19 protein-coding genes are annotated in these 23,367 nt (G+C 66.5%); 9 read left to right on the top strand and 10 right to left on the bottom strand.

Annotated features, from left to right (window positions below; all coding sequences use genetic code 11):
- Positions 1-322: 322 nt before the first annotated feature.
- Genes F3J15_RS27005 through F3J15_RS26985 form a run of 5 tightly spaced genes read left to right on the top strand, consistent with a single transcriptional unit; the run spans position 323 to position 6,300 of the window.
- On the top strand, positions 323-1,468 hold the full coding sequence (locus F3J15_RS27005; RefSeq protein WP_089448300.1) for a DUF2827 domain-containing protein: 1,146 nt from the start codon (positions 323-325) through the stop codon (positions 1,466-1,468).
- A gap of 14 nt (positions 1,469-1,482) precedes the next feature.
- Complete coding sequence (locus F3J15_RS27000) at positions 1,483-2,637, top strand: DUF2827 domain-containing protein (RefSeq protein WP_166895070.1); 1,155 nt, start codon at positions 1,483-1,485, stop codon at positions 2,635-2,637.
- Positions 2,638-2,662: 25 nt separating this feature from the next.
- Positions 2,663-3,130: a DUF4019 domain-containing protein gene (locus F3J15_RS26995; protein WP_166895068.1), complete on the top strand. Its 468-nt coding sequence runs from the start codon at positions 2,663-2,665 to the stop codon at positions 3,128-3,130.
- 30 nt (positions 3,131-3,160) lie between these two features.
- Entirely contained in the window at positions 3,161-4,297 is a 1,137-nt protein-coding gene (locus tag F3J15_RS26990) for a DUF2827 family protein (RefSeq protein ID WP_166895065.1), read from the top strand.
- A gap of 23 nt (positions 4,298-4,320) precedes the next feature.
- Positions 4,321-6,300: an FkbM family methyltransferase gene (locus F3J15_RS26985; protein WP_166895063.1), complete on the top strand. Its 1,980-nt coding sequence runs from the start codon at positions 4,321-4,323 to the stop codon at positions 6,298-6,300.
- 98 nt (positions 6,301-6,398) lie between these two features.
- Here the strand turns inward: F3J15_RS26985 and F3J15_RS26980 are convergent, their stop codons facing one another.
- The 9 genes from F3J15_RS26980 to F3J15_RS26940 all read right to left on the bottom strand — a co-directional run bounded on the left by F3J15_RS26980 (position 6,399) and on the right by F3J15_RS26940 (position 18,402).
- Entirely contained in the window at positions 6,399-6,815 is a 417-nt protein-coding gene (locus F3J15_RS26980) for a hypothetical protein (RefSeq protein ID WP_166895061.1), read from the bottom strand.
- Positions 6,816-6,907: 92 nt separating this feature from the next.
- Positions 6,908-7,711 (bottom strand): EAL domain-containing protein, encoded by an 804-nt coding sequence (locus F3J15_RS26975; protein ID WP_069252463.1) that lies wholly within the window; start codon positions 7,709-7,711, stop codon positions 6,908-6,910.
- A 793-nt stretch (positions 7,712-8,504) separates the two neighbouring features.
- Positions 8,505-9,647, bottom strand: a complete 1,143-nt coding sequence (locus tag F3J15_RS26970) for a DUF2827 domain-containing protein (protein ID WP_069252464.1) — start codon at positions 9,645-9,647, stop codon at positions 8,505-8,507.
- A 395-nt stretch (positions 9,648-10,042) separates the two neighbouring features.
- A complete protein-coding gene (locus F3J15_RS26965) occupies positions 10,043-12,157 on the bottom strand; it encodes a phospholipase C, phosphocholine-specific (RefSeq protein ID WP_166895059.1) in 2,115 nt (704 codons plus the stop codon).
- A gap of 42 nt (positions 12,158-12,199) precedes the next feature.
- The gene (locus F3J15_RS26960) at positions 12,200-12,403 is read right to left on the bottom strand and encodes a hypothetical protein (RefSeq protein ID WP_039339629.1); all 204 of its coding nucleotides are present in this window, start codon (positions 12,401-12,403) and stop codon (positions 12,200-12,202) included.
- A gap of 330 nt (positions 12,404-12,733) precedes the next feature.
- Complete coding sequence (locus F3J15_RS26955; RefSeq protein WP_166895057.1) at positions 12,734-14,731, bottom strand: acetyl/propionyl/methylcrotonyl-CoA carboxylase subunit alpha; 1,998 nt, start codon at positions 14,729-14,731, stop codon at positions 12,734-12,736.
- Between the two features lie 45 nt (positions 14,732-14,776).
- Positions 14,777-15,562, bottom strand: coding sequence for an enoyl-CoA hydratase/isomerase family protein (locus F3J15_RS26950; protein ID WP_166895055.1), 786 nt, complete (start codon positions 15,560-15,562; stop codon positions 14,777-14,779).
- A 19-nt stretch (positions 15,563-15,581) separates the two neighbouring features.
- A complete protein-coding gene (locus tag F3J15_RS26945) occupies positions 15,582-17,189 on the bottom strand; it encodes a carboxyl transferase domain-containing protein (RefSeq protein ID WP_089448307.1) in 1,608 nt (535 codons plus the stop codon).
- Between the two features lie 31 nt (positions 17,190-17,220).
- Positions 17,221-18,402 carry an isovaleryl-CoA dehydrogenase gene (locus F3J15_RS26940; RefSeq protein WP_039339638.1) on the bottom strand — a complete coding sequence of 394 codons (1,182 nt, stop codon included), beginning with the start codon at positions 18,400-18,402 and terminating at the stop codon, positions 17,221-17,223.
- A 170-nt stretch (positions 18,403-18,572) separates the two neighbouring features.
- Between F3J15_RS26940 and F3J15_RS26935 the strand changes: the two genes are divergently transcribed.
- Entirely contained in the window at positions 18,573-19,319 is a 747-nt protein-coding gene (locus F3J15_RS26935; protein ID WP_069252471.1) for a TetR/AcrR family transcriptional regulator, read from the top strand.
- Positions 19,320-19,384: 65 nt separating this feature from the next.
- Here F3J15_RS26935 and F3J15_RS26930 read toward each other — a convergent pair whose 3' ends face one another.
- Entirely contained in the window at positions 19,385-19,873 is a 489-nt protein-coding gene (locus F3J15_RS26930) for a MarR family winged helix-turn-helix transcriptional regulator (protein ID WP_166895053.1), read from the bottom strand.
- A 201-nt stretch (positions 19,874-20,074) separates the two neighbouring features.
- Here F3J15_RS26930 and F3J15_RS26925 point away from each other — a divergent pair, with 201 nt between their 5' ends.
- The 3 genes from F3J15_RS26925 to F3J15_RS26915 are packed head-to-tail and all read left to right on the top strand — an operon-like array spanning position 20,075 to position 23,227.
- Positions 20,075-21,154, top strand: coding sequence for an aromatic ring-hydroxylating dioxygenase subunit alpha (locus tag F3J15_RS26925; RefSeq protein WP_166895051.1), 1,080 nt, complete (start codon positions 20,075-20,077; stop codon positions 21,152-21,154).
- The gene (locus F3J15_RS26920; protein ID WP_166895049.1) at positions 21,151-22,116 is read left to right on the top strand and encodes a PDR/VanB family oxidoreductase; all 966 of its coding nucleotides are present in this window, start codon (positions 21,151-21,153) and stop codon (positions 22,114-22,116) included. Before F3J15_RS26925 ends, F3J15_RS26920 begins: the two co-directional genes overlap by 4 nt.
- Before the next feature lie 49 nt (positions 22,117-22,165).
- Complete coding sequence (locus tag F3J15_RS26915; RefSeq protein WP_166895047.1) at positions 22,166-23,227, top strand: Rieske 2Fe-2S domain-containing protein; 1,062 nt, start codon at positions 22,166-22,168, stop codon at positions 23,225-23,227.
- Positions 23,228-23,367 lie beyond the last annotated feature (140 nt).

The raw sequence follows: 23,367 nt of genomic DNA, 5'->3' as shown, positions 1-23,367 counted from the left end.
CACCCGGGCGCCGCTTCGCCGGCGCCCGTTTCCGTTGGCCGGCGGCTATGTCAAAGTTCGTCACGTCCCGCCAAAACCGGTGGTTTCCGTGCCACAATCGCCGCAGACAGTCGCCGGGGCAGCCAGCCCGAATCGCACGCCGTGCCAGGCGTGCGCGACGACACGCCGGAAACCGGCTGCCGCCCTCGCGAACCAGGTCGCCCGATTCGCCCGCCGCGGCGCACCGGCGCACATGCAACCATGACAATCCACGGCGCGCCGCTTCCAGGCCAGACGCTCGACGCGATGCCCGGACGCACGACGCCGCAGAGGAAACCAACCGGTGACGGACATCAATGAAGCCGCCTCGGGCGGCACCCGCAAGCAACGGCCGGCGGTCGGCATCTCGCTGTTTGCACGCGACGGCCAGGCGATCTGGGAAAACGGCATACACCAGAACATCGCGTTCCTCGCGATGATGCTCAAGCGCTCGGATCGCGTCGGCCCCGTCTACTTCCTGAACGGCGGCGACGCCAGCGCGCTGCCGGCCGGCCTCGAACTCGACGGCCTCGACATCCCGCTCGTGAAGCCCTCCGACGTCACGCACGAACTCGACGTCGTGATCGAAATGGGCGCGCAGCTGCCGGTGGAATGGCTCAGGCACATGAAGGCGCTCGGCAAGAAAATCGCCGCGTTCTTCTGCGGGCACGTGTATGCCGGCCTGTGCGAAACGCCGATCTTCGGCAAACCGTCGGGGCACATCTTCAACGGCGCGCCGTTCGACGAAGTGTGGCTGCTGCCGCAATACGACAAGACGGCCGCGCCGATGCTGCAAACCATCCTGCGCGCGCCGGTCCACCTGATGCCGCACATCTGGTCGCCGTACTTCCTCGAGCGCCGCATCGCCGCGCTCGCCGCGGAAGGCGCGACGTTCGGCTATCAGCCCGGCGCCCGCCCATGGCGCCTCGCGATGCTCGAACCGAACATCTCGGTCGCCAAGTCCTGCCACTACCCGATGCTCGCGTGCGACGAGTTCTACCGTGCGCGCCCGGACGCGGTTCAGCACATGTTCGTCGTGAATGCGTTGCACATGAAGGAACATCCGACTTTCGTGCACTTCGCGAACAGCCTCGACCTCGTGCGCCAGCACAAGGCGACCTTCGAGCCGCGCCTCGACCTGCCGGGCTTCATGGCGCGCCATGCGGACGCGGTCGTGTCGCATCACTGGGAAAACGGGCAGAACTACCTGTATTACGACGTGCTGTACGGCGGCTACCCGCTGATCCACAACTCGACGCTGATCGGCGACGCCGGCTACTACTACCCGGACTTCGATTCCGCCGCGGGCGGCCGAGCGCTGCTCGAAGCGTGGCTGCATCACGACGAACGCCTCGACGACTACCGCACGAAGGCCGGCCGGCTGCTGCAGTCGGTCTCGATCGACAACCCCGCGAACCTCGACGCGTTCGTCTCGCGTCTGGTCGCCTGAACCGGAGCATACGCATGTCGGACTCCAATGCCCGTCAAGCGCCCGGCGAGGGCAAGCGTCTCGTCGTCGGCGTGTCGCTGTTCGTGCGCGGCGCCGGCCAGTCGCTGTGGGAAAACGGCATCTTCCAGAACTGCCTGCTGCTGATCCTGCTGCTGCGTCAGTCGCCGCTCGTCGCAGAAGCAGTGATGGTGAACGGCGGCGAACAGGTCGCCGATCCGCAGATGATGCTCGGCGAATGGGACGTGCCGCTGCTGTCGATGGACGAAGCGCTGCAGCGCTGCGACGTGCTGATCGAAATGAGCGCGCAGTTCGGCGCCGACTACCTGCGCGCGTTCCGCGAGCGCGGCGGCAAGGTCGTCACGATGCGCGTCGGCAACGACTACGTGATCGACATCGAACGCGCGATGTTCGACAAGCCGTCGGGCTTCCTGTTCTCGGGCGCGCCTTACGACGCCGTGTGGACGATCCCCGAATTCGAGCGCTCGTGCCTGCACTATTACCAGACGGGCCTGCGCGCGCCCGTCACGATCGTCCCGCACATCTGGCACCCGATGCTGTTCGACAAGGCGCGCGCGACGCTCGGCGCCGGACTGTCGTTCGGCTATGAGCCGGGCAAGCCGCGCTGGCGCGTGACGATGTTCGAGCCGAACATCTGCATGGTGAAGACGAGCGTCATCCCGATGCTGGTGGCCGAAGAAGCGTATCGCGCGAAACCGGATTTCCTCGAGTTCGTGCGCGTGTGCAACACGCTGCACCTGAAGGAGCATGCGACGTTCGTCCACTTCGCGAAGAGCCTCGACATCGTGAACCACGGGATCACGACGTTCGAAAGCCGCTATGCGGTGTACGAGTTCATGGCCGCATACGGCGATGCGGTGGTGTCGCACACGTGGGAAAACGCGCAGAACTACCTGTACTACGAGCTGCTGTACGGCGACTACCCGCTGATCCACAACTCGCCGTTCCTCGGCAAGGCCGGGTATTTCTATCCGGACTTCGACTGCCAGGCCGGCGGCCGCGCACTGCTGAAGGCGTTCACCGAGCACGACGCGAACCTCGAGGCGTACCGCGAGCAGTCGAAGCACGTGCTCAGCGCCGTCAGCATCTACAACCCCGAGAACGTCGCCGCCTATACGGCCGCGATCGCCACCCTCTATCGCGACGCGTGACGCGCTGCCCCTTCCGGACTCCGACATGAACGCACGCCCGCCCCTCACCCGCTCGAAATGGCTGATCGGCTGCGCCGTCGCTTCGATCGCGATCGGCGCGCACGCGCAATCCGCCGGCGAATCGGCCGACGCGCTGCTCCGCGACTCGGATGCGGTGTTCAAGCTGCTCGATGCCGGCCAGTACGGCGCGGTTTGGACCGACCCGGCCCCGTTCGTGAAGGCGCGCATCAAGCAGGACCAGTTCGCGGCCGACATGCAGCATGCACGCCAGTCGGTCGGCACGGTCAGCCGTCGCGGCTGGGCGCAGGTCACGCGCATCCGCTACACGAATGCGGCGACGACGCCCGACGGGCTTTACGCGAACGTCGACTACACGACCACGCTGACGAGCGGCGCGACGGTCTACGAGAAGCTGAGCTTCCGACTCGAAGATGACGGCCGCTGGCACCTGACGGGCTACGTGCCGCGCCAGTCGCAGAATTTCGCGCAATAACCCGCGCGCCGCGCCTCCACGGAGCATCCGATGAAACTCAATGTCGCGATAACGATGAACGTGCAGCGCGACGCGACGCAGTCGATCTGGTACAACGGCGCGAACCAGCACTGCGTGTTCCTGTACATGCTGCTGAAGCAGTCGCCGCTGATCGGCGAGGTCTGGCTCGCGCACGACGACGGCATCACCGACTATCCGCAAGCGCTGATGATGGACGCGTTCGGCGACGCGCTGCGTCCGCTGTCGGCCGTCGTCCACCAGACCGACCTGCTGATCGAGATGAATGCGTTCATCGATCAGACCCACACGGATGCCGTGCGCCGGCGCGGCGGCAAGTGCGTGTCGTACCGCTTCGGCAACGACTACGTGATCGCGGTCGAGACGATCAACTTCGAGAAGAATCAATGGCGGCCTAACCCGAACCGCGTGCAGTTCGACGAGATCTGGACCAACCCGCAGCACATGCACACGTGCGCGGCGTATTTCCAGGCCGTCTATCGCGCGCCGGTGATCGAGCTGCCGCACATCTGGTCGCCGTATTTCATCGAACGCAGCCTCGACGCCGATCCTGAACTGAAAGCGCGCTTCGGCTATCGCAACCACGGCACCGCGAAGCGCATCGCGTTCTTCGAACCGAACCTGAACGTCGTGAAGAGCTCGATCGTGCCGATGCTCGCCGCGAACGCGTGCTACGTCGAGCACCCGGAGCTCGTCGAGCACGTGTTCATGACCAACACGTTCGACAAGAAGGAAAACGTCGCCTTCAAGCATCTCGCGCTCGGGCTCGAGATGGTGCGCGACGGCAAGGCCACCGCCGACGTGCGCGCGCCGTTCGTCGCATGGGCCGCGCACCACACCGACATCGTCGTGTCCCATCACTGGGAAAACGGCCTCAACTACCTGCTGTATGACGCGCTGTACGGCAACTACCCGCTCGTGCACAACTCGCCGTTCCTGCGCGACGTCGGCTACTACTACCCGGACTTCGAGATCTTCGATGCGGCGCGTGCGATCGCGACCGCCGCGCAGACGCACGACGGGCGGCTCGACGACTACGCGGCCGCGGCCCGCCGCTGCCTGCACCAGGTCGACACGCTCGCCGAGCACAACGTCCACGCATATTCCGCGCAGATCCGGCAGCTGTTCGACGGCCGCGCGCTCGGCTGACCTCCTTCGCACACGCCCCGCCCATGAATCAGACCGTCCGCAATTTCGTCGTGATCGATTCGATCCACGGCCCGTTCGTCATCAACCGGCACTGCGCGTTTCAGGCCGAAGCGCTGATCAAGACCGGCCGGCCGCACATCCAGGGCGAGCTCGACACGATCCTGCACGTGATCGACCAGTTGCCGGACGATGCGATCGCGGTGGACGGCGGCGCAAATGCGGGGCTCGTGTGCGTGCCGATCGCGCACCGGCTGCGGGCGCGCGGCGGCCGCGTGTATGCGTTCGAGCCGCAGCGCACGCTGTTCCATGCGCTCGGCGGCACCGTCGCGCTCAACCAGCTCGACAACGTCCATCTGCTCAACATGGGGCTCGCCAGCGCCAACGGGACGATGAAGGTGCCCGACGTCGACTACGGACAGGAGGCCGACTTCGGCCAGATTTCGCTCGTCGACGGGCAAGCCGACGGCGGCACGCCGACACCCGTCGTGCGGCTCGACTCGCTCGGGCTGCCTCGGCTGGATTTCCTGAAGCTCGACATCGAAGGGATGGAGATCGACGCGCTGCGCGGCGCGCGCCGGCTGATCGAGACGCACCTGCCGTGGTGCTGGATCGAATACTGGAAAGTCGGCGAGGCGCCGATCATCGCCACCTTCGCCGGCCTCGACTACACGTTCTACCGGATCGACGGCCTGAACATGCTGTGCGTGCCGAACCCGCGCTGGGACCGGCAGAAGCTGATCATCTCGGGCGAACCGCTCGCCGTCACGTCGACGGCGGAAAACGATATGGCGCTCCCGGCAGCGACAGCGGCAACCGCCGACGCCGAGGCGCCCGAAACGAACTGGAATCTCGCACTCGACCACGAGTCGCGCGGCGAATGGGGCCATGCAATCGACCGCTGGCAGCGTGCGCGCGGCCGCGGGCTCGACGACGATGCGATCGCGCTGCAGCTCGCGTCGTGCTACGGCTTCGCCGGCGCACCCGAAGGCGGGCTCGCAGCGCTCGAACGCTTCGGCGATCCTGCCGCCCTGCCCGACGCGACGCGTGGGCGTATCGAACTCGCGCGCTCGGCGCTGCTGCTGCGCGCCGGCCGGCGCGACGAGGCCGCCCGCGCCACCATCGCCAGCGAAAACGTGCTGACGGCCGCCCAGTTCGGGCTGCCGACGGAGCGGCTCTACCAGGGCCAGCCGCTGCAAGGCAAGCGGCTGCTCGTGCTCAGCTACGGCGGCGTCGGCGACCAGCTCCAGTACGCGCGCTACCTGCCTGCGCTCGGCGCACTCGGCTGCACGAGCGTGACCGTCGTCGTGCCGGACGCGCTGACGGGCCTGCTGCGTCACACGTTCCCGCACATCGAATTCGTCGGCGCACATGGCGCATGGGTCGACACGTCGCCGCTCTCGCACGACTACTGGTGTTCGTTCCTGATGCTCGCCGCGCAGTTCGGCTACGCGCCGGCGCCCGCAGGCTCGGCGGCCGCCTACCTGTCGTGCCCGCCCGAGCGCGCGGCCGCGTGGCGCGAGCGCGTGTCGCGCGACGGCCATCCCGCCGGCACGCGCCGCATCGGGCTCAACTGGCGCGGACGCGACGAAAGCGACGCGCGCTTCCATCGCGCGGCCAGCCTGCGCGACTTCGCGCCGCTGACGCGGATGCATGGCCACGCCGCGTACTGCATCAACCGCGACCTGTCCGCGCAGTCCGAGCAATCGGACCTGCCGGTGACGTTCCCGCATCACGCGATCGGCGACTTCAGCGACCTGGCGGGGCTGATGCTGGCGCTGGATGCCGTGGTGACCACCTGCACCGCGCACATCCACCTCGCCGGCGCGCTCGGCGTGCCGGCCGTACTGCTGCTCAGCCCGAAAGCCGACGCGCGCTGGGAAACCGGCTCGCGCACCGCGCTCTATCCGGGCATCCGGATCGTGCGCGCCACGCGCGTCGGGCAATGGGACGACGCGGTCGACCGTGCGATGGCGTTCGTGCTCGGCGGATTCGGGAAGGATTGATCGACGGGATGCGGATCGGGGCTGCGGCGTGCGGATGATGTCGACGCGGGCCGCGCGTCTCGCGCTGCGCCAGGGCCCGGGACTGGCGTGAACGGGCGCTAGACCAGCACCCGATCGCCGCTCTGCGCGGCGAACGTGCGGCCATGCCGCCGCCCCATCCGCGCAAGCACCGCGAAGCAATGCGCCACCGGCCGGCTGGCGCCGCCGGATTGCTTGACGAGGCTGTCTGATACGCCACGCGCGATGGCCGAATCGTCGCCGCACGCACCCGCGATGACGGCCGCGTAATAGTGCCGCGCCGCCAGCTCGCGGCCGCCGGCGTCGAGCGGCTTCATTCGCTGAATGCGGCGCGCAACGGCTGTCAGGCCGTCGAGATACGGCGCGACGTCGATCGTCACATCGGTCGATTCGGCGCCCAGTTGCCACAGCATGTCGGCCAGCTCGGTGATCGCGACGAGGTCGCGCGCACCGGCCGCCTGCGTGCCCGTTCCGCCTCCGGCCTTCGTCCCTGCCATGCTCAGCCCCTTTGCGATTCGTCCCGGCCACGCGCCGATCACGCCCGACATCGGCGCGCATCATGCACGCCACCTCGCCCGTTCCCGCGCCGTCACGCGGCGGCCGGCGACCGCCACGAAAAACGGATGCCCTGCGCCCAGGCGACGCCGGCATCCACGATGATCTGCCGATCGCCCTCGCTCTCCACGCCTTCGACGACGACGTGTCGCGCACCTTCATGCGCGAACGCGATCAGCCGGCGGAACTGGTAACGCCCGATCGCGTTGCGCTTGATCATCGACAGGATCGACCTGTCGAGCTTCACGATGTCGGGATTGCCGACCACCAGGTTGTTCAATGCGCTGAAGCCGACACCGAAATCGTCGATCGCGATGCGGCACCCGGCCTGCTGGAAGCGGTTCACGAACGAGCGCCCCGCGACGGGATTCAGCGGCCCCGTCTCCGTGATCTCGACCACCAGGCGCGCCGCGACCGACGGCTCGCGCTCGAGCCGCCTGAAGATGGCCAGCCACGCGTCGTCGACCACCGCGCTCGCCGCCGCCACGTTGCAGCCGTAGACGGCAGCCGGATCGGCACGCAGCGCGTCGATCGTCCGGCCGACCACGAGCCGGTCGAACCACCGCATCAGCCCGAGCGCCTCGAGGCGCGGCAGGAACGCGACCGGCGGCAGCGCATCGCGCTCACCCCACCGCAATCGCGCCAGGCATTCCTGGTACAGCACACCACCCGACAGGTCGGCCCGGCATACGGGCTCTTGTGCGAACCCGAGCCGGCTTTCCACGAAACTGCGTACCGACGCAAGGTCGGGATGATCGTCGGGGGTGCCGAACACGAGATCGATTTCGTCACGATTCGCTTCCCGATTCGCCTCCTGGCGAGCTTCGACCGCATTCATCCGGCGCTCCGGCAAATGGCGAGCCGCCGATCACGGCTCGACCTCAACAAACATGCGGAGCAAGCCGACCATGACGCGCTCCGCCGCCTACCCGGCCTATCCTGTTATGTCGATCTTTTCCGGGGGCGTACTTTTCGCTTCGGCGCGCCGTCAAATTCGATATTTTTCAACGATATTCAGTTACTGGAAATACACCATGTGTGCACGATACCGAATGTGCGACAGGTCACATTAACGCAAATTACGGAACCCCCGACCCAGATACTGTTTATTCGTCGCACCTAAACAACCCGATCCGACTCGATTTCCTCGCAATTTACGGATCTCGGAAATCAGGAAATTATCAATTAATCAGATAAATGCCGGCCCGGAAAGTCTTGTGTCTTCGCCCGCTGCCAAGCGCGCCTAGGTGGCCGGCCACCCGGTTTTTCCAGGGTCGAAAATCGGCCGCCGCACGTCATTCGATCGTCGCAGCATTCAATTTTATTGTTTCAAACGAATTATTGAATTTCCAACCTGGAATCCAGCCACATTGAATCAATAATACCAATTTAATTCATATGACGATTATCGATCGGACCATTTTTAACAATCTTAAATACTTGTTAACCTATAAAATGATTTTCGACGGACTTCCCTCGGAGCCGTCAAATTCGTGCCTTCAAAAACCGTCGAACCGATCGGGTTCGGCGGTTTCTTTTTTTAACGGCATCCATTCGTCAGACATGAGGGCGGGACAATCCCGATGGCGGGATTCGGCGCGACGGTGTGTGCGTCGCGCGAAAATCGTGCCTTACGCGGCCGATGCGCCGACCAGGTTCGCGAGCAGCGCGTCGTATTCGGCGACGAGTGCGGGATTGGCCGACGTATAGCGGCCGAGGATCTCGCGCTGGCGCCGCGTGTACGCTTCCCAGTCGTCATCGTGCGTATGCAGCGCGCGCAGCAGCGCATCGGCGCCCTGCTGCACGTCGTTGTCCGGATAGTAGTAGCCGAGATCGGGCGCGAGGCTCGCGTTGTGCACGAGCGGATAGCCCTGCCAGCACACGTCGAAATAGAAATAGTTGAGCGGGTTCGACCATTGGTGCGACACGACGATATCGGTCAGGTCGGCCAGGAACAGCGGCGTATCGAAGCGCCCGACGAAGCTTGCCTTGCCCGCGCGCACGATGTCGAGGTAGTTCATCAGCATCACGAACTCGGGGCTGTCGTGTGCGAGGCGGTCGGCATTCGTCACGTGCGTGAAGCAGATCGCGTCGGGATCGCGGCGATACGCTTCGTCGATGATCAGCATCGGATACACGCAGAACTTCACCACGTCGTGGTTCGGCTCCATCACCGTCAGCCGCTTGCCGGGCTCGCTGCGCGGCCGGTATTCACCGTGCTCGGGCAGCGGCGCGGCGCGCGCACTCAGGAACATCGGATCCCACACGAACGGCACGACGCGCCCCGGGCAGCGGCGCAGCGACTGCAGGAACGGCAGCGACGAGGGCGCGATCTGCGGAATCGCCCACACCTCGTCGTAGCCGCGGTTGATGAACAGCGAATCCCACAGCCGGCGGCCGAACAGCATCGACTCCATCACGTTGATGTACTCGACACCGCAGCAGTAGCTGACGAGCTTCGCGCCGCGCGCCTTCAGGTAGGCCGTCTGCTCCCCGTTGACCTGGCCGCCGAGCTCGATCACCACGTCGAGCGAATCCTTCATGTCGTCGAACGCGCGCGTGTCGAATACGTTGCGATCCCACGGCAGCGCATCCGTGAGCGGCACATCGGTGGTGTTGACCAGCGTGACGCGATAGCCGTGCGGCGACGCCATCAGCAGCTTCGCGAGAAACAACGCGTTCTGCTTGATGCCGTTGATCCACAGGCTTTCGTCGGGGGCACGCAGTCCGATCGTGATACCGATGCGCAGGCCGTTCAGGGCAGGAGACGTCATCGTCGGCAGGATGGAAGATTGGATGGGGATGGAATGGACGCAGTGTAGCGCGCGATGCGCCGCCCGCGTCAAGCGGCGCTCGCCGGCGGCAAGCCGGCATTCTAGCGGAGCGCCGGCCGCATACTGTCAGGGATGGTCAGCACGCGGAATGCAAAAATGCTCCAGCCGGTCAACCTGACGCTCCATGACTCGCGGTACATGGAAAAACTCGATGGCGACCAATTTGCGGTATTTCGCCCGATCTGATTTCACGCGCGTGATGCAATCCGACCTCTACGCATCCTGCTTGCACGACGAATGAAAAAGGCGCCTCACGGCGCCTTTTTCACGATTGACGGCGCATTCGCGGTGCCGGAAGCCGGACGCTGCCCCGCGAAGGCACGCACAGGCTACGGTCAAATCGCCGTAATCGTCGGCGCCACGGCGGCCGGGTCGGTGAGGCTGGGCTTGCCGGTTTCGACGTGCCCCGCGATCCGGCGCGTCCACCCGGCATTCCCCGCCACCGCGAACTGCAGGTCGTACCAGTGGCTGCTGCACGACAGATCCCAGTGCGCCTCGACGCGCTGCCCCGCCGGCACCGTCAGCGTGCGCGGTGCACCGCCGTACGCGACATCGGTGGCCGTGACCGTGAGCGTGCCGGTACCGGCGTTGGCGATCGTCACGTACACGTCGCCGTTGGCCGTGTCGTAGCATGGCGTGATTTCAGGCTTCGCGCCGGCATCGGCCGTGGCCGAACCCGCGAAGCGCCGGAAATAACCGTTCGGCCCCCACACGCTCACCAGGTAGTTGCCGTTCGCATCGAGCGCCCACGTATCGGTCAGCTGCTTGCCCGCTTCGACCGTATAGCGGCGCGGCATCGCGGTCGCGTCCCCCGTATAGACCCAGAAGTGCGCGCCTTGCGTGCCGGTATTCGCGAACGTCAGCGCGTAGCCCTGCGCCTGGAGCTGGCCGGTCACATGCAGTTCGTACGGCAGCGCGCGCGCCGGCCGCGTGCCGGGTTCCTGCGCGGTCACGACCTGCTGCGCGGTGCTGGCCGGCGCAGTCTGCGACGACGCCCGCGAGCATTGCAGATCCGCCTGCGCGACATACGCCTGCGTGCTCGGCAGGGTCGGCAGCGTCGCATCCGATTTCGAGAAGTCGAGCGCCGACGTCAGGTCGCCGCAGATCGCGCGGCGCCACGGCGAGATGTTCGTTTCCATCACGCCGAAGCGCTTCTCGATGAATTGCAGCACCGACGTGTGATCGAACACCTGCGAGCAGACGAAGCCGCCCTTCGACCACGGCGAGACCACGAACATCGGCACGCGCGGGCCGAGGCCGTACGGCAGGTTGTCGGCCGTGTACGTGCCGGTCTGGGTCGAGGTCACGACGTTGTGCCGCTCGAGCGACACATCCACGGTGCTCATGCCGGAGCCCGGCAGCGTCGGCGCCGACGGCGGCACGACGTGATCGAAGAAGCCGTCGTTCTCGTCGTACATGATCAGCAGGACGGTCTTGCTCCATACCTCCGGATTCGACGTCAACGCATCGAGAATCGTCGACAGGTAGTACGCGCCGTAGAGCGGCGTGAACTTCGGATGTTCCGAATACGCGGCCGGCGGCAGCAGCCACGACACCTGCGGCAACGCGTTCGCCTGCACGTCGGCCTTCAGTTGCGTGATCGGGCGCGTGCTCATCCCGCGCGTCTGCAGCGACGAACCGGCCGGCGCGTTCACGAAGTTGTTGAAGCACGCGAGCATGTTCGTGCCGTAGTTGCCGGTGAAGTTGTCGAACCCGGTGCCCTGCTGGTAGATCTGCCACGAGATCCCGGCCTTTTCGAGCCGTTCCGGATAGGTCGTCCAGTTGAAAGGCGGCAGCTTGATCTTGTCGAACTGGTTGTCGATGTAGTCGGTGTTGTCGAGCAGCGGGCCGCCGCCCGTGCCGAGCGGGTCGACCATGCCCGTCATCAGGTACATGCGGTTCGGGTGCGTGTTGCCCGGAATCGAGCAGAAGTAGTTGTCGCACACGGTGAACGCATCCGCGAGCGCGTAATGGAACGGGATGTCGTCGCGGACGTGGTAGCCCATCGTCATGTTCGACTTCTGCACCGCCCACTGGTCCGCGCGACCGTTGTCGATCGCGCCGTGCGTCGTCGCCCACGTATGCGGCAGGCCGCCGATACATTGCGCGTTGACGCCCGGATTGGTCGTGTCGTAGCGGAACGGCGCGATCACGCTCGACGTGTCTTCCTGGCGCGGCTGGAACCACACCGGCTTGCCGTTCGGCAGCGTGACCGGGAAGCGGTCGTTGTAGCCGCGCACGCCGCTCAGGTGGCCGAGGTAGTGGTCGAACGAGCGGTTCTCCTGCATGAACACGACGATGTGCTGCACATCCTGGATCGTGCCCGTCACGGTGTTCGGCTCGATCGCCAGCGCCTTGCGGATCGATTCCGGCAGCAGTGCGGTGGCGGCGGTCGCACCGGCGAGGCCGGCGGAGAACTTCAGAAAGTCGCGTCGCGAATGGGTGGCCATGCTGGTTGCTCTTGATTGGATTTCTGGTGGAAACGGCCGGGATCAGGAAGCGGGCGAGGAGGCAGGTGCGGTGAAACCGGGCGGGCAGTGCATCTGCGCGGTGGCGACCACGCCGCCGCCGCAGGCGGCCTTCTGCTGCGCGACGGGTGCGGCGGGTGCGGTCACGTCGTCGTTGCAGGCGCCGAGGAGTGCGGTCAGCGCGATCAGACCAGCGACCGCGAAGGGCCGTAGGGCCGAGTTTCGCATAACGTCTCTCCGTGGATGTGAAGACGTGACACAGGCGCGGGTGCGCACCGGTCATATCGACGGCGAGATGCTAATTTCGACGTGTTACACGATGGTGTCGTGTGGCGGGAGAAAATCGGAGCGCACGCGGGCAAAAACACGCATGGTGCGGAATGTGCGGCATGGCATGTCATCCGCGCCAGCGAGCGCGTAATTCAATCGAAAGCTTCGTACTGCTGTCGCTTGTCGATGAGGTCAAGGCGGTGCTGTCGCAACCGCGTGCCTGCGATGGATCGCGACGCGGTTTGAGCGGGCCGGCAGCCGCCGGCCCGTGTACGACGAAAGCGCTGCTCAGCCTTCCGCCATCATCAGCAACTGCGCGCCATCCGAGACCTGGTCGCCGACGCCGTACAGCACTTCCGCGACCACGCCCGCGCTCGGCGCGCCGATCGTGTGCTCCATTTTCATCGCTTCCATCACGATCAGCGGCGTGCCGGCTTCGACCTTCTGGCCGGGCTCGACCAGCACCGCGATCACCTTGCCGGGCATCGGCGCGGTCAGGCGGCCACCGCCCTGCTCCGCGTCACCTGCATGCGCGAGCAGGTTGCGCCATTCGAACGTCTCCGCCGTGCCCTGCGTGAACACGTGGAAGTGGTCGCCGTCCGCATACACGCGGCCGCTGCTGCGCACGCCGCCGAGCTTCACGTCGAAATCGAGCGGCGTGGCGCCACGCGTCCACGCGAACGGTTGCGCGGCGGCGTCGCCGATCGCGAGGCGCGCAACCGCGCCGTCGTCCTCGTACGTGACCGTCACGTCCGCTTCGCGTTCGGCCGCGTGCCATTCGAGCGTGCGGCGATAGCGGCCGTTCAGCCGCCAGTCCGGCAGCGCGCCCCACGGCGATGAACCCTGTGCGGTCGCGCTGCGTTCGCGCGCGAGCAGCGCCGCGCATGCGAGCGCAAGCATCGCGCGCGGCGGCTCCTGCGGCGCGAACAGCGCGTCGTGGTTGCGCTCGATCAGGCCCGTGTCGAGATCGGCCGTCGCGAACGGTGCGCACGCAACGACCCGCTGCAGGAACGCGGCGTTCGTGTGCAGGCCGACCACTTCACAGGCACGCAATGCGCGCAGCATCAGGCTCAGCGCTTCTGCACGATCCGCGCCATGGACGATCAGCTTCGCGATCATCGGATCGTAGAACGGCGTGATCGCATCGCCTTCGCGCACGCCGCTGTCGACGCGCACCGATGCGCCGATCGCGAACTCGACGCCGGCCGGCAGCTGCAGGTGCTTCAGCGTGCCCGTCGACGGCAGGAAGCCGCGCGCCGGGTTCTCCGCATACAGGCGCGCCTCGAGTGCATGCCCCTGCACGCGCAGTTCGTCCTGCTTCAGCGGCAGCGGCTCGCCCGATGCGACGCGCAGTTGCCATTCGACGAGATCGAGCCCCGTGACCATCTCGGTCACCGGGTGCTCGACCTGCAGGCGCGTGTTCATTTCCATGAAGTAGAACGCTTCGCCCGTCATGATGAATTCGACGGTGCCCGCGCCGACGTAATTCACCGCACGCGCGGCCGCGACGGCCGCCTCACCCATCGCCTGGCGCACGTCGTCGTGCAAACCGGGCGCCGGTGCTTCCTCGAGCACCTTCTGGTGACGGCGCTGCACCGAACAGTCGCGGTCGAACAGGTACACGGTATTGCCGTGCGTGTCGCCGAACACCTGCACCTCGACGTGGCGCGGGCGCGTCAGGTATTTCTCGATCAGTACGCGATCGTTGCCGAAACTGCTCGCGGCTTCACGCTGGCACGACGCGAGCGCCGCCGGGAAATCGTCGGAGCGCTCGACCACGCGCATCCCCTTGCCGCCGCCGCCCGCGCTCGCCTTCAGCAGCACCGGATAGCCGATCGCGTCGGCTTCGCGATGCAGGTTGGACGCGTCCTGGTCGTCACCGTGATAGCCGGGCACGAGCGGCACGGCCGCCGCGTGCATCAGCGCCTTCGCGGCGGCCTTCGACCCCATCGCCGCGATCGCGTCGACCGGCGGCCCGATGAAGACGATGCCGGCCGCTTCGCACGCATGCGCGAAATCTTCGTTCTCCGACAGAAAGCCGTAGCCGGGGTGGATCGCCTGCGCGCCGGTGGCGCGCGCGGCTTCGATGATGCGCTCGATGCGCAGGTAGCTGTCCGCGGCGGCCGAGCCGCCGATGTGCACGGCTTCGTCGCATGCGGCCACGTGTTTCGCGTTCGCGTCCGCGTCGGAATAGACGGCAACGCTCGCGATCCCGAGACGTTTGCACGTCGCGGCGACGCGGCACGCGATTTCGCCGCGGTTGGCGATCAGAATCTTGTCGAACATGGCTTCGGTGTCGTCCGGAAAGAGGGGGTCACGCGCGCTGCGCGATCATTCACGCCACGACGGCGTGCGCTTTTCGAGGAAGGACGCAATCCCTTCGCGCGCTTCCGCGCCGGCGCGGGTGCGCGCGATCCAGTCGGCGGTCTGCTCGATCAGCGTCGCGTCGAGCGGCCGGCCGGCCACGTCGGCAACGAGCCGCTTGCACGCCTTCACCGCGTCGGGGCCGTTCGCGACGAGCGTCGCGGCCAGCTTCGCGACGGTTTCGTCGAGCGCATCGGCCGGCACCGCGTCGTGAATGAAGCCGAGCGACGCCGCACGTGCGCTATCGAACACCTCGGCCGTCGTGAAATAGCGGCGCGCCGCGCGCTCGCCCATCGCGCGCACCACGTACGGCGCGATCGTCGCGGGGATCAGCCCGAGCCGCGCTTCCGACAGGCAGAACTTCACGCCGTCGGCGGCGATCGCGATGTCGGCCGCCGCCACCAGGCCCACGCCGCCCGCATACGCGTCGCCATGCACACGCACGATCACCGGCTTGCCGCAGCGATGGATCGCCTCGAGCATCCGCGCGAGCTTGCGCGCATCGGCACGGTTCTCGTCGTCCGAGTAACCGGCCATCTTCTTCATCCAGTTCAGGTCCGCGCCCGCGCAGAACGCCGCGCCTTCCGCAGCGAGCACGATCGCGCGCACGCCTTCGTGCGCGTCGAGCCATTCGAACGCGGTCGTCAGCTCGGCGATCGTCGTCTCGTTGAACGCGTTGCGCACGTCGGGACGCGCGAGCGTGACAGTCGCCACGCGGCCGGCTTCGCTTACCTTGATCGTTTCGTATCGCATCGTTCAGCCCTCCCGGCCGTTACATGCGGAACACGCCGAAGCGTGTGTCTTCGATCGGCGCGTTCATCGACGCGGCGAGGCCGAGGCCCAGCACGTCGCGCGTCTGCGCGGGGTCGATCACGCCGTCGTCCCACAGCCGTGCGCTCGCGTAATACGGATGGCCCTGGCGCTCGTACTGGTCGCGGATCGGCTGCTTGAACGCATCCTCTTCCTCGGCCGACCACGAACCGCCCTTCGCCTCGATGCCGTCGCGGCGCACCGTCGCGAGCACCGACGCAGCCTGCTCGCCGCCCATCACCGAAATACGCGCGTTCGGCCACATCCACAGGAAGCGCGGGCCGAATGCGCGACCGCACATCCCGTAGTTGCCGGCGCCGAACGAGCCGCCGATGATCACCGTGAACTTCGGCACCTTCGCGTTCGACACGGCCGTCACCATCTTCGCGCCGTGCCGCGCGATGCCTTCGTTCTCGTACTTGCGCCCGACCATGAAGCCCGTGATGTTCTGCAGGAACACGAGCGGAATCTTGCGCTGGCAGCACAGCTCGATGAAATGCGCGCCCTTCACGGCCGATTCGGAGAACAGGATGCCGTTGTTCGCGACGATCCCGACCGGGTGGCCCCAGATGTGCGCGAAGCCCGTGACGAGCGTCGTGCCGTAGCGCGCCTTGAATTCGTCGAACTCGGAATCGTCGACGATGCGCGCGATCACCTCGCGCACGTCGAACGGCTTGCGCGTATCGACCGGAATCACGCCGTACAGGCTCTTCGCGTCGTAGCGCGGCGGCTTCGGCTCGCGCAGCGCGACCGGCGACGCGATCTTCGGCGCGAGGTGACTGACGATGTTGCGCGCGATCGACAGCGCATGCGCGTCGTTCTGCGCGAGATGGTCGGCCACGCCCGACAGGCGCGTATGCACGTCGCCGCCGCCGAGATCCTCGGCGCTCACTTCCTCGCCGGTCGCGGCCTTCACGAGCGGTGGCCCGCCGAGGAAAATCGTGCCCTGCTCCTTCACGATGATCGACTCGTCGCTCATCGCCGGCACGTACGCGCCGCCCGCCGTGCACGAGCCCATCACGACGGCGATCTGCGCGATCCCCGCCGCCGACATCGTCGCCTGGTTGAAGAAGATGCGGCCGAAGTGGTCGCGATCGGGAAACACGTCGTCCTGGTTCGGCAGGTTCGCGCCGCCCGAATCGACGAGGTACACGCACGGCAGCCGGTTTTCCGCGGCGATTTCCTGCGCGCGCACGTGCTTCTTCACGGTGACCGGGTAGTAGGTGCCGCCCTTGACCGTCGCGTCGTTGCACACGATCACGCATTCGCGGCCGGCGATCCGGCCGATCCCGGTGATCACGCCCGCGCCCGGCGCGTCGTCGTTGTACATGCCGTTCGCCGCGAGCTGCGAGAACTCGAGGAACGGCGCACCGGGATCGAGCAGTTGCGCGATGCGGTCGCGCGGCAGCAGCTTGCCGCGCGACAGGTGCTTGTCGCGCGCGGCCTGGCCGCCACCCTGCGCGAGCTGTTCGATCTTCGCGCGCAGGTCGGCGACGACCGCCTCGAGCGCGGCGGCATTCGCGCGGAAGTCTTCCGAGCGCGGATTCAGTTTCGATTCGATGATCGGCATCGACGGGGCTCCGTTCGCGTGACGTGGGGCGTTACATCGTTTCCGCGAACAGCTCGCGGCCGATCAGCATCCGGCGGATCTCGCTCGTGCCGGCGCCGATCTCGTACAGCTTCGCATCGCGCCACAGGCGCCCGACCGGGTATTCGTTGATGTAGCCGTTGCCGCCGAGGATCTGGATCGCCTCGCCGGCCATCCACGTCGCCTTCTCGGCGGTGTAGAGGATCACGCCCGCGCAGTCCTTGCGCACCTGGCGGATGTGGTCGCTGCCGGCCGAGTCGAGATGGCGGCCGACCGCGTACAGGTACGCACGGCAGGCCTGGAACGTGGTGTACATGTCGGCGACCTTGCCCTGGATCAGCTGGAATTCGCCGATCGCCTGGCCGAACTGCTTGCGGTCGTGGATATACGGCACCACGGCGTCGAGGCACGCGGCCATGATGCCCGTCGGGCCGCCCGACAGCACCGCGCGTTCGTAGTCGAGGCCGCTCATCAGCACCTTCACGCCGCCGTTGAGCTGGCCGAGGATGTTCTCCTCCGGCACTTCGACGTCCTGGAACACCAGCTCGCCCGTGTGCGAGCCGCGCATGCCGAGCTTGTCGAGCTTCTGCGCGACCGAGAAGCCCTTCATCCCCTTCTCGACGATGAACGCGGTGATGCCGCGCGAGTTGGCTTCGACGTCCGTCTTCGCGTAGACGACGAGCGTGTCGCAATCGGGGCCGTTGGTGATCCACATCTTCGTGCCGTTCAGCACGTAGCGATCGCCGCGCTTGTCGGCGCGCAGCTTCATGCTGACGACGTCGGAGCCGGCGTTCGGCTCGCTCATCGCGAGCGCACCGATGTGTTCGCCCGACACGAGCTTCGGCAGGTATTTCTGCTTTTGCGCTTCCGTGCCGTTGCGATGGATCTGGTTCACGCACAGGTTCGAGTGCGCGCCGTACGACAGGCCGATCGACGCCGATGCGCGCGAGATCTCCTCCATCGCGACCATGTGCGCGGTGTAGCCCATGTTCGCGCCGCCGTATTCCTCGGCCACCGTCATGCCGAGCACGCCGAGATCGCCGAACTTCTTCCACAGATCCATCGGAAACTGGTCGGTGCGGTCGACCTCGGCCGCGCGCGGCGTGATTTCCTTCGCCGCGAACGTCGCGACGGCGTCGCGCAGCATCTCGATGTCTTCACCGAGCATGAATTGCACACCGGGCAGGTTGATCATGTCTCCTCCGTCTCCAGAAAGTGTGTGGCACTCACCGATTTCTGAGTTTCGCTCAGATCGAATGAATGCGTAGATTCATTGACCGATACAGCGTAAATTTTGCACAGTTTCGCGCCCCGTCGGGTTCGGCGTCAATAGTTTTTTGAGTGACACTCAGATATCATGCCGGGATGACAGCCGCTACCGCCGACACCATGACCGCCACCGTCAAAGCCGACCGCGCCGACACGTCGCGCGCGCCCGCCGGGCGCAAATCCCAGCAACGCGTGCAGGACATTCTGCGCGCCGGCCGGGAAGTGTTCGCCGAAAAAGGTTACGAGCATGCGACGGCCGCCGAGATCGCGCAGCGCGTGGGCGTGTCGGAGGCGACGGTGTTCAGCTATTTCCGCGGCAAGCGCGAGCTGTGTGCGCGCGTCATCGCGGATTGGTACGACGAAAACATCGCCGCCTTCGAGGAAGGGATGCCGCAGGACGCATCGGTGCAGCAGCAGTTCGCGTTCATCGTGCGCACCCACCTGCGGCTGATGCTGGTGAACGGCACGGGCCTGTGCGCGCTGGTGCTGTCGGAAGGCCGCGCGAAGCAGCATGCGCTGAGCGACGAGCTCACCGCGCTGCAGCGCCGCTACACCGCGCCGCTGATGGACGTGCTCGCGCGCGGCCAGGCGGCCGGGCAAGTGCGTACCGACCTGCCGCTGAGCCTGCTGCGCTCGATGGTGTTCGGGCCGATCGAGCACGTGCTGTGGGATGCGATCCTCGGGCACCGCAAGCTCGATGCGGAAACGACGGCCACGCAGCTCGTCGACATGCTGTGGGCGGCCGTGCAGCCGCCGGCGCCGGAACAGGCGGCGCTCGTGCGCTTCAGGAACGAAGTGGCGGAAGCCGTGCGGCGGCTGGAAGGCGAAAGCACGCGCGGGTGACACGCGGCGGGCAGCGCGCCCGCCGCCTCATCGCCGCTTCCCCGCCGTCGCGGGGTTCGAGGGCGCTACGACTCGTCGCTGACGCGCAGCGGCGCGCGGCTCTGCTCGTTGTTCAAATGGACGAACTTGCGCAACAGGCGCATCAGTTCCTGCGAATCGTCCTCTCCCATTCCGTCGAACAGGCCGGCACGCAGTTCCTTCACCGACGGAATCAGGTGCGTGAGCAGTTCGACACCCGCCGGCGTCAGCAGCAAGCGGCGCTGCCGCCGCGGCAGCACTTCGCGCACGATCAGTCCTTTCGCTTCGAGCCGGACCGCGAGATCGGCGGTGGTCGACGTATCGAGCGCGACCCGCTGCGCGAGCGTCACCTGGTCGAGCCCCGGATTCTCATAGAGCATCCGCAGGACCGCGTACTGCACGGGCGTCACGTCCCGGCCCAGCTTCTCGTAGAACATCGCGACCGCGATCTGGTGGGCGCGCCGGATCAGGTGCCCGGGTTCGTCGTACAGATCGAGCGGGAAAACCGGCAGGTCGGCGGGATTCGTTTTTTCCATGAATGAGTCGATGACATAAGCGGCGCATGCCGGTTGCACGCGCCGACGGCATGGCGCTGCCTCGCGCCATTTCCCGGGAAAACCAGTATACCGCCCGCCTTGCTCGAGCCAATCTCAATGAGTACACTGAATCTCATTCAGTACACGGAATGAACATCGGGCCGCCTCCCCGGCGGCACCGCCCCGAAGGAGACAAGGAACATGTTTCTCAAGAACGCGTGGTACGTGGCGTGCACGCCTGACGAGATCGACGGCAAGCCGCTGGGCCGCAAGATCTGCAACGAGTCGATGGTGTTTTACCGCGCGGCGGATGGCCAGGTCGCCGGGCTCGAAGACTTCTGCCCGCACCGCGGCGCGCCGCTGTCGCTGGGATTCGTGCGCGACGGCGTACTCGTGTGCGGCTATCACGGGCTGGAAATGGGCTGCAACGGCAAGGCGACCGGCATGCCGGGCCAGCGTGTCGGCGGTTTCCCGCCGATTCGCAGTTTCCCGGTGGTGGAGCGATACGGATTCATCTGGGTCTGGCCGGGCGATGCGTCGGCAGCCGATCCCGCCAAACTGCCCGCGCTGGCGTGGGCGGAAGACCCGGCCTGGGCCCACGGCGGCGGCCTGTATCACATCCGCTGCGACTACCGGCTGATGATCGACAACCTGATGGACCTCACGCACGAGACCTACGTGCATGCGACGAGCATCGGCCAGAAGGAAATCGACGAAGCGCCGCCGAAGACCACCAGCCATGGCGACGAAGTCGTCACGAGCCGCTTCATGGAGAACGTGATGCCGCCGCCGTTCTGGCAGATGGCGCTGCGCGGCAACGGGCTGGCCGACGACGTGCCGGTCGACCGCTGGCAGATCTGCCGCTTCACGCCGCCGAGCCACGTGATGATCGAAGTGGGCGTCGCGCACGCGGGCCACGGCGGCTACGACGCGCCGGCCGAATGGAAGGCGTCGTCGATCGTGGTCGATTTCATCACGCCCGAGACGGACACCTCGATCTGGTACTTCTGGGGAATGGCGCGCAACTTCCGGCCCGACGATCACGCACTGACCGCCGAGATCCGTGAAGGCCAGGGCAAGATTTTCGCCGAGGATCTCGATATGCTCGAGCGCCAGCAGCTCAACCTGGAGAAGTGGCCCGATCGCAAGCTGCTCAAACTCAACATCGACGCCGGCGGCGTGCTGTCGCGCAAGGTGATCGAGCGGCTGCTCGCCGACGAGAACGGGGCGAGCCCGTCGCGGCCCGTGATTCCGGTCGCGCAGATCAAGGAGGCGTCATGAGCGCCGCGACGCTGACGGTCCGGGTGGCCCGCAAGTGGCAGGAAGCACGCGACATCTGCGGCTTCGAATTCGTCAGCGCTGACGGTTCGCCGCTGCCGCGCTTCGACGCCGGCGCTCATATCGACGTGCATCTGCCGGGCGGCCTCGTGCGCCAGTATTCGCTGTGCAACCACCCGGAGCACGGCGACCGCTATCAAATCGCCGTGCTGCGCGATGCCGACGGCCGCGGCGGGTCGCGCGCCATTCACGATGCCGTCCGGCAAGGCGATACCGTGCGGATCGGCGTGCCGCGCAATCAGTTTCCGCTCGCCCCCGACGCGCCGCACCACCTGCTGCTCGCAGGCGGGATCGGCGTCACGCCGATCCTCAGCATGGCGGAACGGTTGTTCTCGTCCGGCAGCGCGTTCGACATGCATTACTGCGCGCGCTCGACCGACCGCATGGCCTTCGTCGAGCGGATCAACGCGGCCGGGTTCCATGATCGCGTCCGCTTCCACGTCGACGACGGCGCGCCCGAGCAACGATTCGACCTGGCCGCCGTGCTCGCCGCGGCGCCCGAAGGTACGCACCTGTATGTATGCGGGCCGCGCGGCTTCATGGACGCGGTGTTGAACGCCGCGCGCGAGCGCAACTGGGCGGAAGCGCGACTGCACTACGAGTTCTTCGGCGGCGTGGTTGCACCGTCCGGCGCGGATCGCGCGTTCCAGGTCCGGATCGCGAGCAGCGGCCAGGTGATCGACGTGCCGGCCGAATGCACGGTCATCGCGGCGCTGGCGGCAAACGGCGTCGACGTGCTGACGTCGTGCGAGCAAGGCGTATGCGGCACGTGCTTGACGCGCGTGCTGCAAGGCGAGCCCGATCACCGCGATACGTATCTGACCGACGAGGAAAAAGCCGCCGGCGACCAGTTCATGCCCTGCTGCTCGCGAGCACGAACCGACCTGCTGGTACTCGATCTGTAGACGGACACGCCCGACCCGAGGCGGCCCACCACAATACTGGAGACGATCAATGGAGCAACCTGCCCGGCCATCAATCAAGACTGCTAAATTCCCCGTCGACCGATGGTGGGTCGCCGCGCTGTCATCCGAACTGACGGATAAACCCGTCGCCCGCACGCTGCTTGGCCATCCGGTCGTCCTGTTCCGGTTGCCGTCCGGGGAAGTCGGTGCGCTGGAGGATCGCTGCTGCCACAAGTCGCTGCCGCTGTCGTGCGGCTCGCTCGAAGCGCGCGGCCTGCGCTGCGGCTATCACGGCCTGCTGTTCGACCGCGGCGGTGCATGCGTGGAGATTCCCGGGCAGGACCGGATTCCGGCGAAGGCGTGCGTGTCGTCGTATCCGGTGCAGGAGCAGGACGCGATCGTGTGGATCTGGATCGGCGCCGACCCGCACGCTCAACCGACCTGCGCGCCGCCCCGCTACGCATTCCATACGGATCCGCAATACCGGTTCGGCGGCGGCCACTATCATTACGACGCGCCCTATCAACTGATTCACGACAACCTGATGGACCTGAGCCACCTCGGCTATGTCCATCTGAAAACGATCGGCGGCAACGCGCCGCTGCACATGGGCGCGGAAACCCGCGTCAGCAGCGACGGCAACACGGTGACACTGGTTCGCCGGATGCCGGATTCCGACCCGCCGCCGACCTACACCGCCGCATGGCCGTTCGCGGCCCGCGTCGATCGCTGGCAGGAAATCGAGTTCCACGTGTCGCACATCCGGATCTGGACCGGCGCGATCGACGCCGGTACCGGCGACCTGCGCGATCCGGCACGCGGCGGCCTTCACATGCGCGGCTTCCACGGCATCACGCCCGAAACGGACACGACGACGCACTACTTCTGGACCGTCGCGACCAATCCGCAACACGATGTCGAGCGCGTCGCGCAAACGGTCATCGAGCAATCCGCAGCGACGTTCGACGAGGACAAGACCGTGATCGAAGCGCAATACCGGAATCAGCTGCGGTTCCCGGACGGCCGACAGATCGACATTCATGGCGACGCGGGCCCCAATCGCGCGCGGCGCGTGATCGAACGGCTGCTGCTGCACCCCGAACCCGCGTAAGCATCGTGCCGGTGCACTAGCTGGGCCTGCCGGCCGCGGCGGGTGTTCCCCGGGGATGCCCGTCAGCCCGCGCAGTCGCTTTCGTCCCATCCATTGCCGCCGGCTTCCATTCCATTTGATTAGTCATACTACTTTATGAA

It is taken from the genome of Burkholderia sp. Ap-955 (assembly GCF_011753045.1).
GTDB lineage: Bacteria > Pseudomonadota > Gammaproteobacteria > Burkholderiales > Burkholderiaceae > Burkholderia > Burkholderia lata_D.
This window is presented reverse-complemented; position numbering and strand designations above follow the sequence as displayed.

Coding starts and splice junctions, on each gene's coding strand:
- F3J15_RS27000 (WP_166895070.1), top strand. CDS start 1,483: ATGTCGGACTCCAATGCCCGTCAAGCGCCCGGCGAGGGCAAGCGTCTC.
- F3J15_RS26995 (WP_166895068.1), top strand. CDS start 2,663: ATGAACGCACGCCCGCCCCTCACCCGCTCGAAATGGCTGATCGGCTGC.
- F3J15_RS26990 (WP_166895065.1), top strand. CDS start 3,161: ATGAAACTCAATGTCGCGATAACGATGAACGTGCAGCGCGACGCGACG.
- F3J15_RS26985 (WP_166895063.1), top strand. CDS start 4,321: ATGAATCAGACCGTCCGCAATTTCGTCGTGATCGATTCGATCCACGGC.
- F3J15_RS26980 (WP_166895061.1), bottom strand. CDS start 6,815: ATGGCAGGGACGAAGGCCGGAGGCGGAACGGGCACGCAGGCGGCCGGT.
- F3J15_RS26975 (WP_069252463.1), bottom strand. CDS start 7,711: ATGAATGCGGTCGAAGCTCGCCAGGAGGCGAATCGGGAAGCGAATCGT.
- F3J15_RS26970 (WP_069252464.1), bottom strand. CDS start 9,647: ATGACGTCTCCTGCCCTGAACGGCCTGCGCATCGGTATCACGATCGGA.
- F3J15_RS26965 (WP_166895059.1), bottom strand. CDS start 12,157: ATGGCCACCCATTCGCGACGCGACTTTCTGAAGTTCTCCGCCGGCCTC.
- F3J15_RS26960 (WP_039339629.1), bottom strand. CDS start 12,403: ATGCGAAACTCGGCCCTACGGCCCTTCGCGGTCGCTGGTCTGATCGCG.
- F3J15_RS26955 (WP_166895057.1), bottom strand. CDS start 14,731: ATGTTCGACAAGATTCTGATCGCCAACCGCGGCGAAATCGCGTGCCGC.
- F3J15_RS26950 (WP_166895055.1), bottom strand. CDS start 15,562: ATGCGATACGAAACGATCAAGGTAAGCGAAGCCGGCCGCGTGGCGACT.
- F3J15_RS26945 (WP_089448307.1), bottom strand. CDS start 17,189: ATGCCGATCATCGAATCGAAACTGAATCCGCGCTCGGAAGACTTCCGC.
- F3J15_RS26940 (WP_039339638.1), bottom strand. CDS start 18,402: ATGATCAACCTGCCCGGTGTGCAATTCATGCTCGGTGAAGACATCGAG.
- F3J15_RS26935 (WP_069252471.1), top strand. CDS start 18,573: ATGACAGCCGCTACCGCCGACACCATGACCGCCACCGTCAAAGCCGAC.
- F3J15_RS26930 (WP_166895053.1), bottom strand. CDS start 19,873: ATGGAAAAAACGAATCCCGCCGACCTGCCGGTTTTCCCGCTCGATCTG.
- F3J15_RS26925 (WP_166895051.1), top strand. CDS start 20,075: ATGTTTCTCAAGAACGCGTGGTACGTGGCGTGCACGCCTGACGAGATC.
- F3J15_RS26920 (WP_166895049.1), top strand. CDS start 21,151: ATGAGCGCCGCGACGCTGACGGTCCGGGTGGCCCGCAAGTGGCAGGAA.
- F3J15_RS26915 (WP_166895047.1), top strand. CDS start 22,166: ATGGAGCAACCTGCCCGGCCATCAATCAAGACTGCTAAATTCCCCGTC.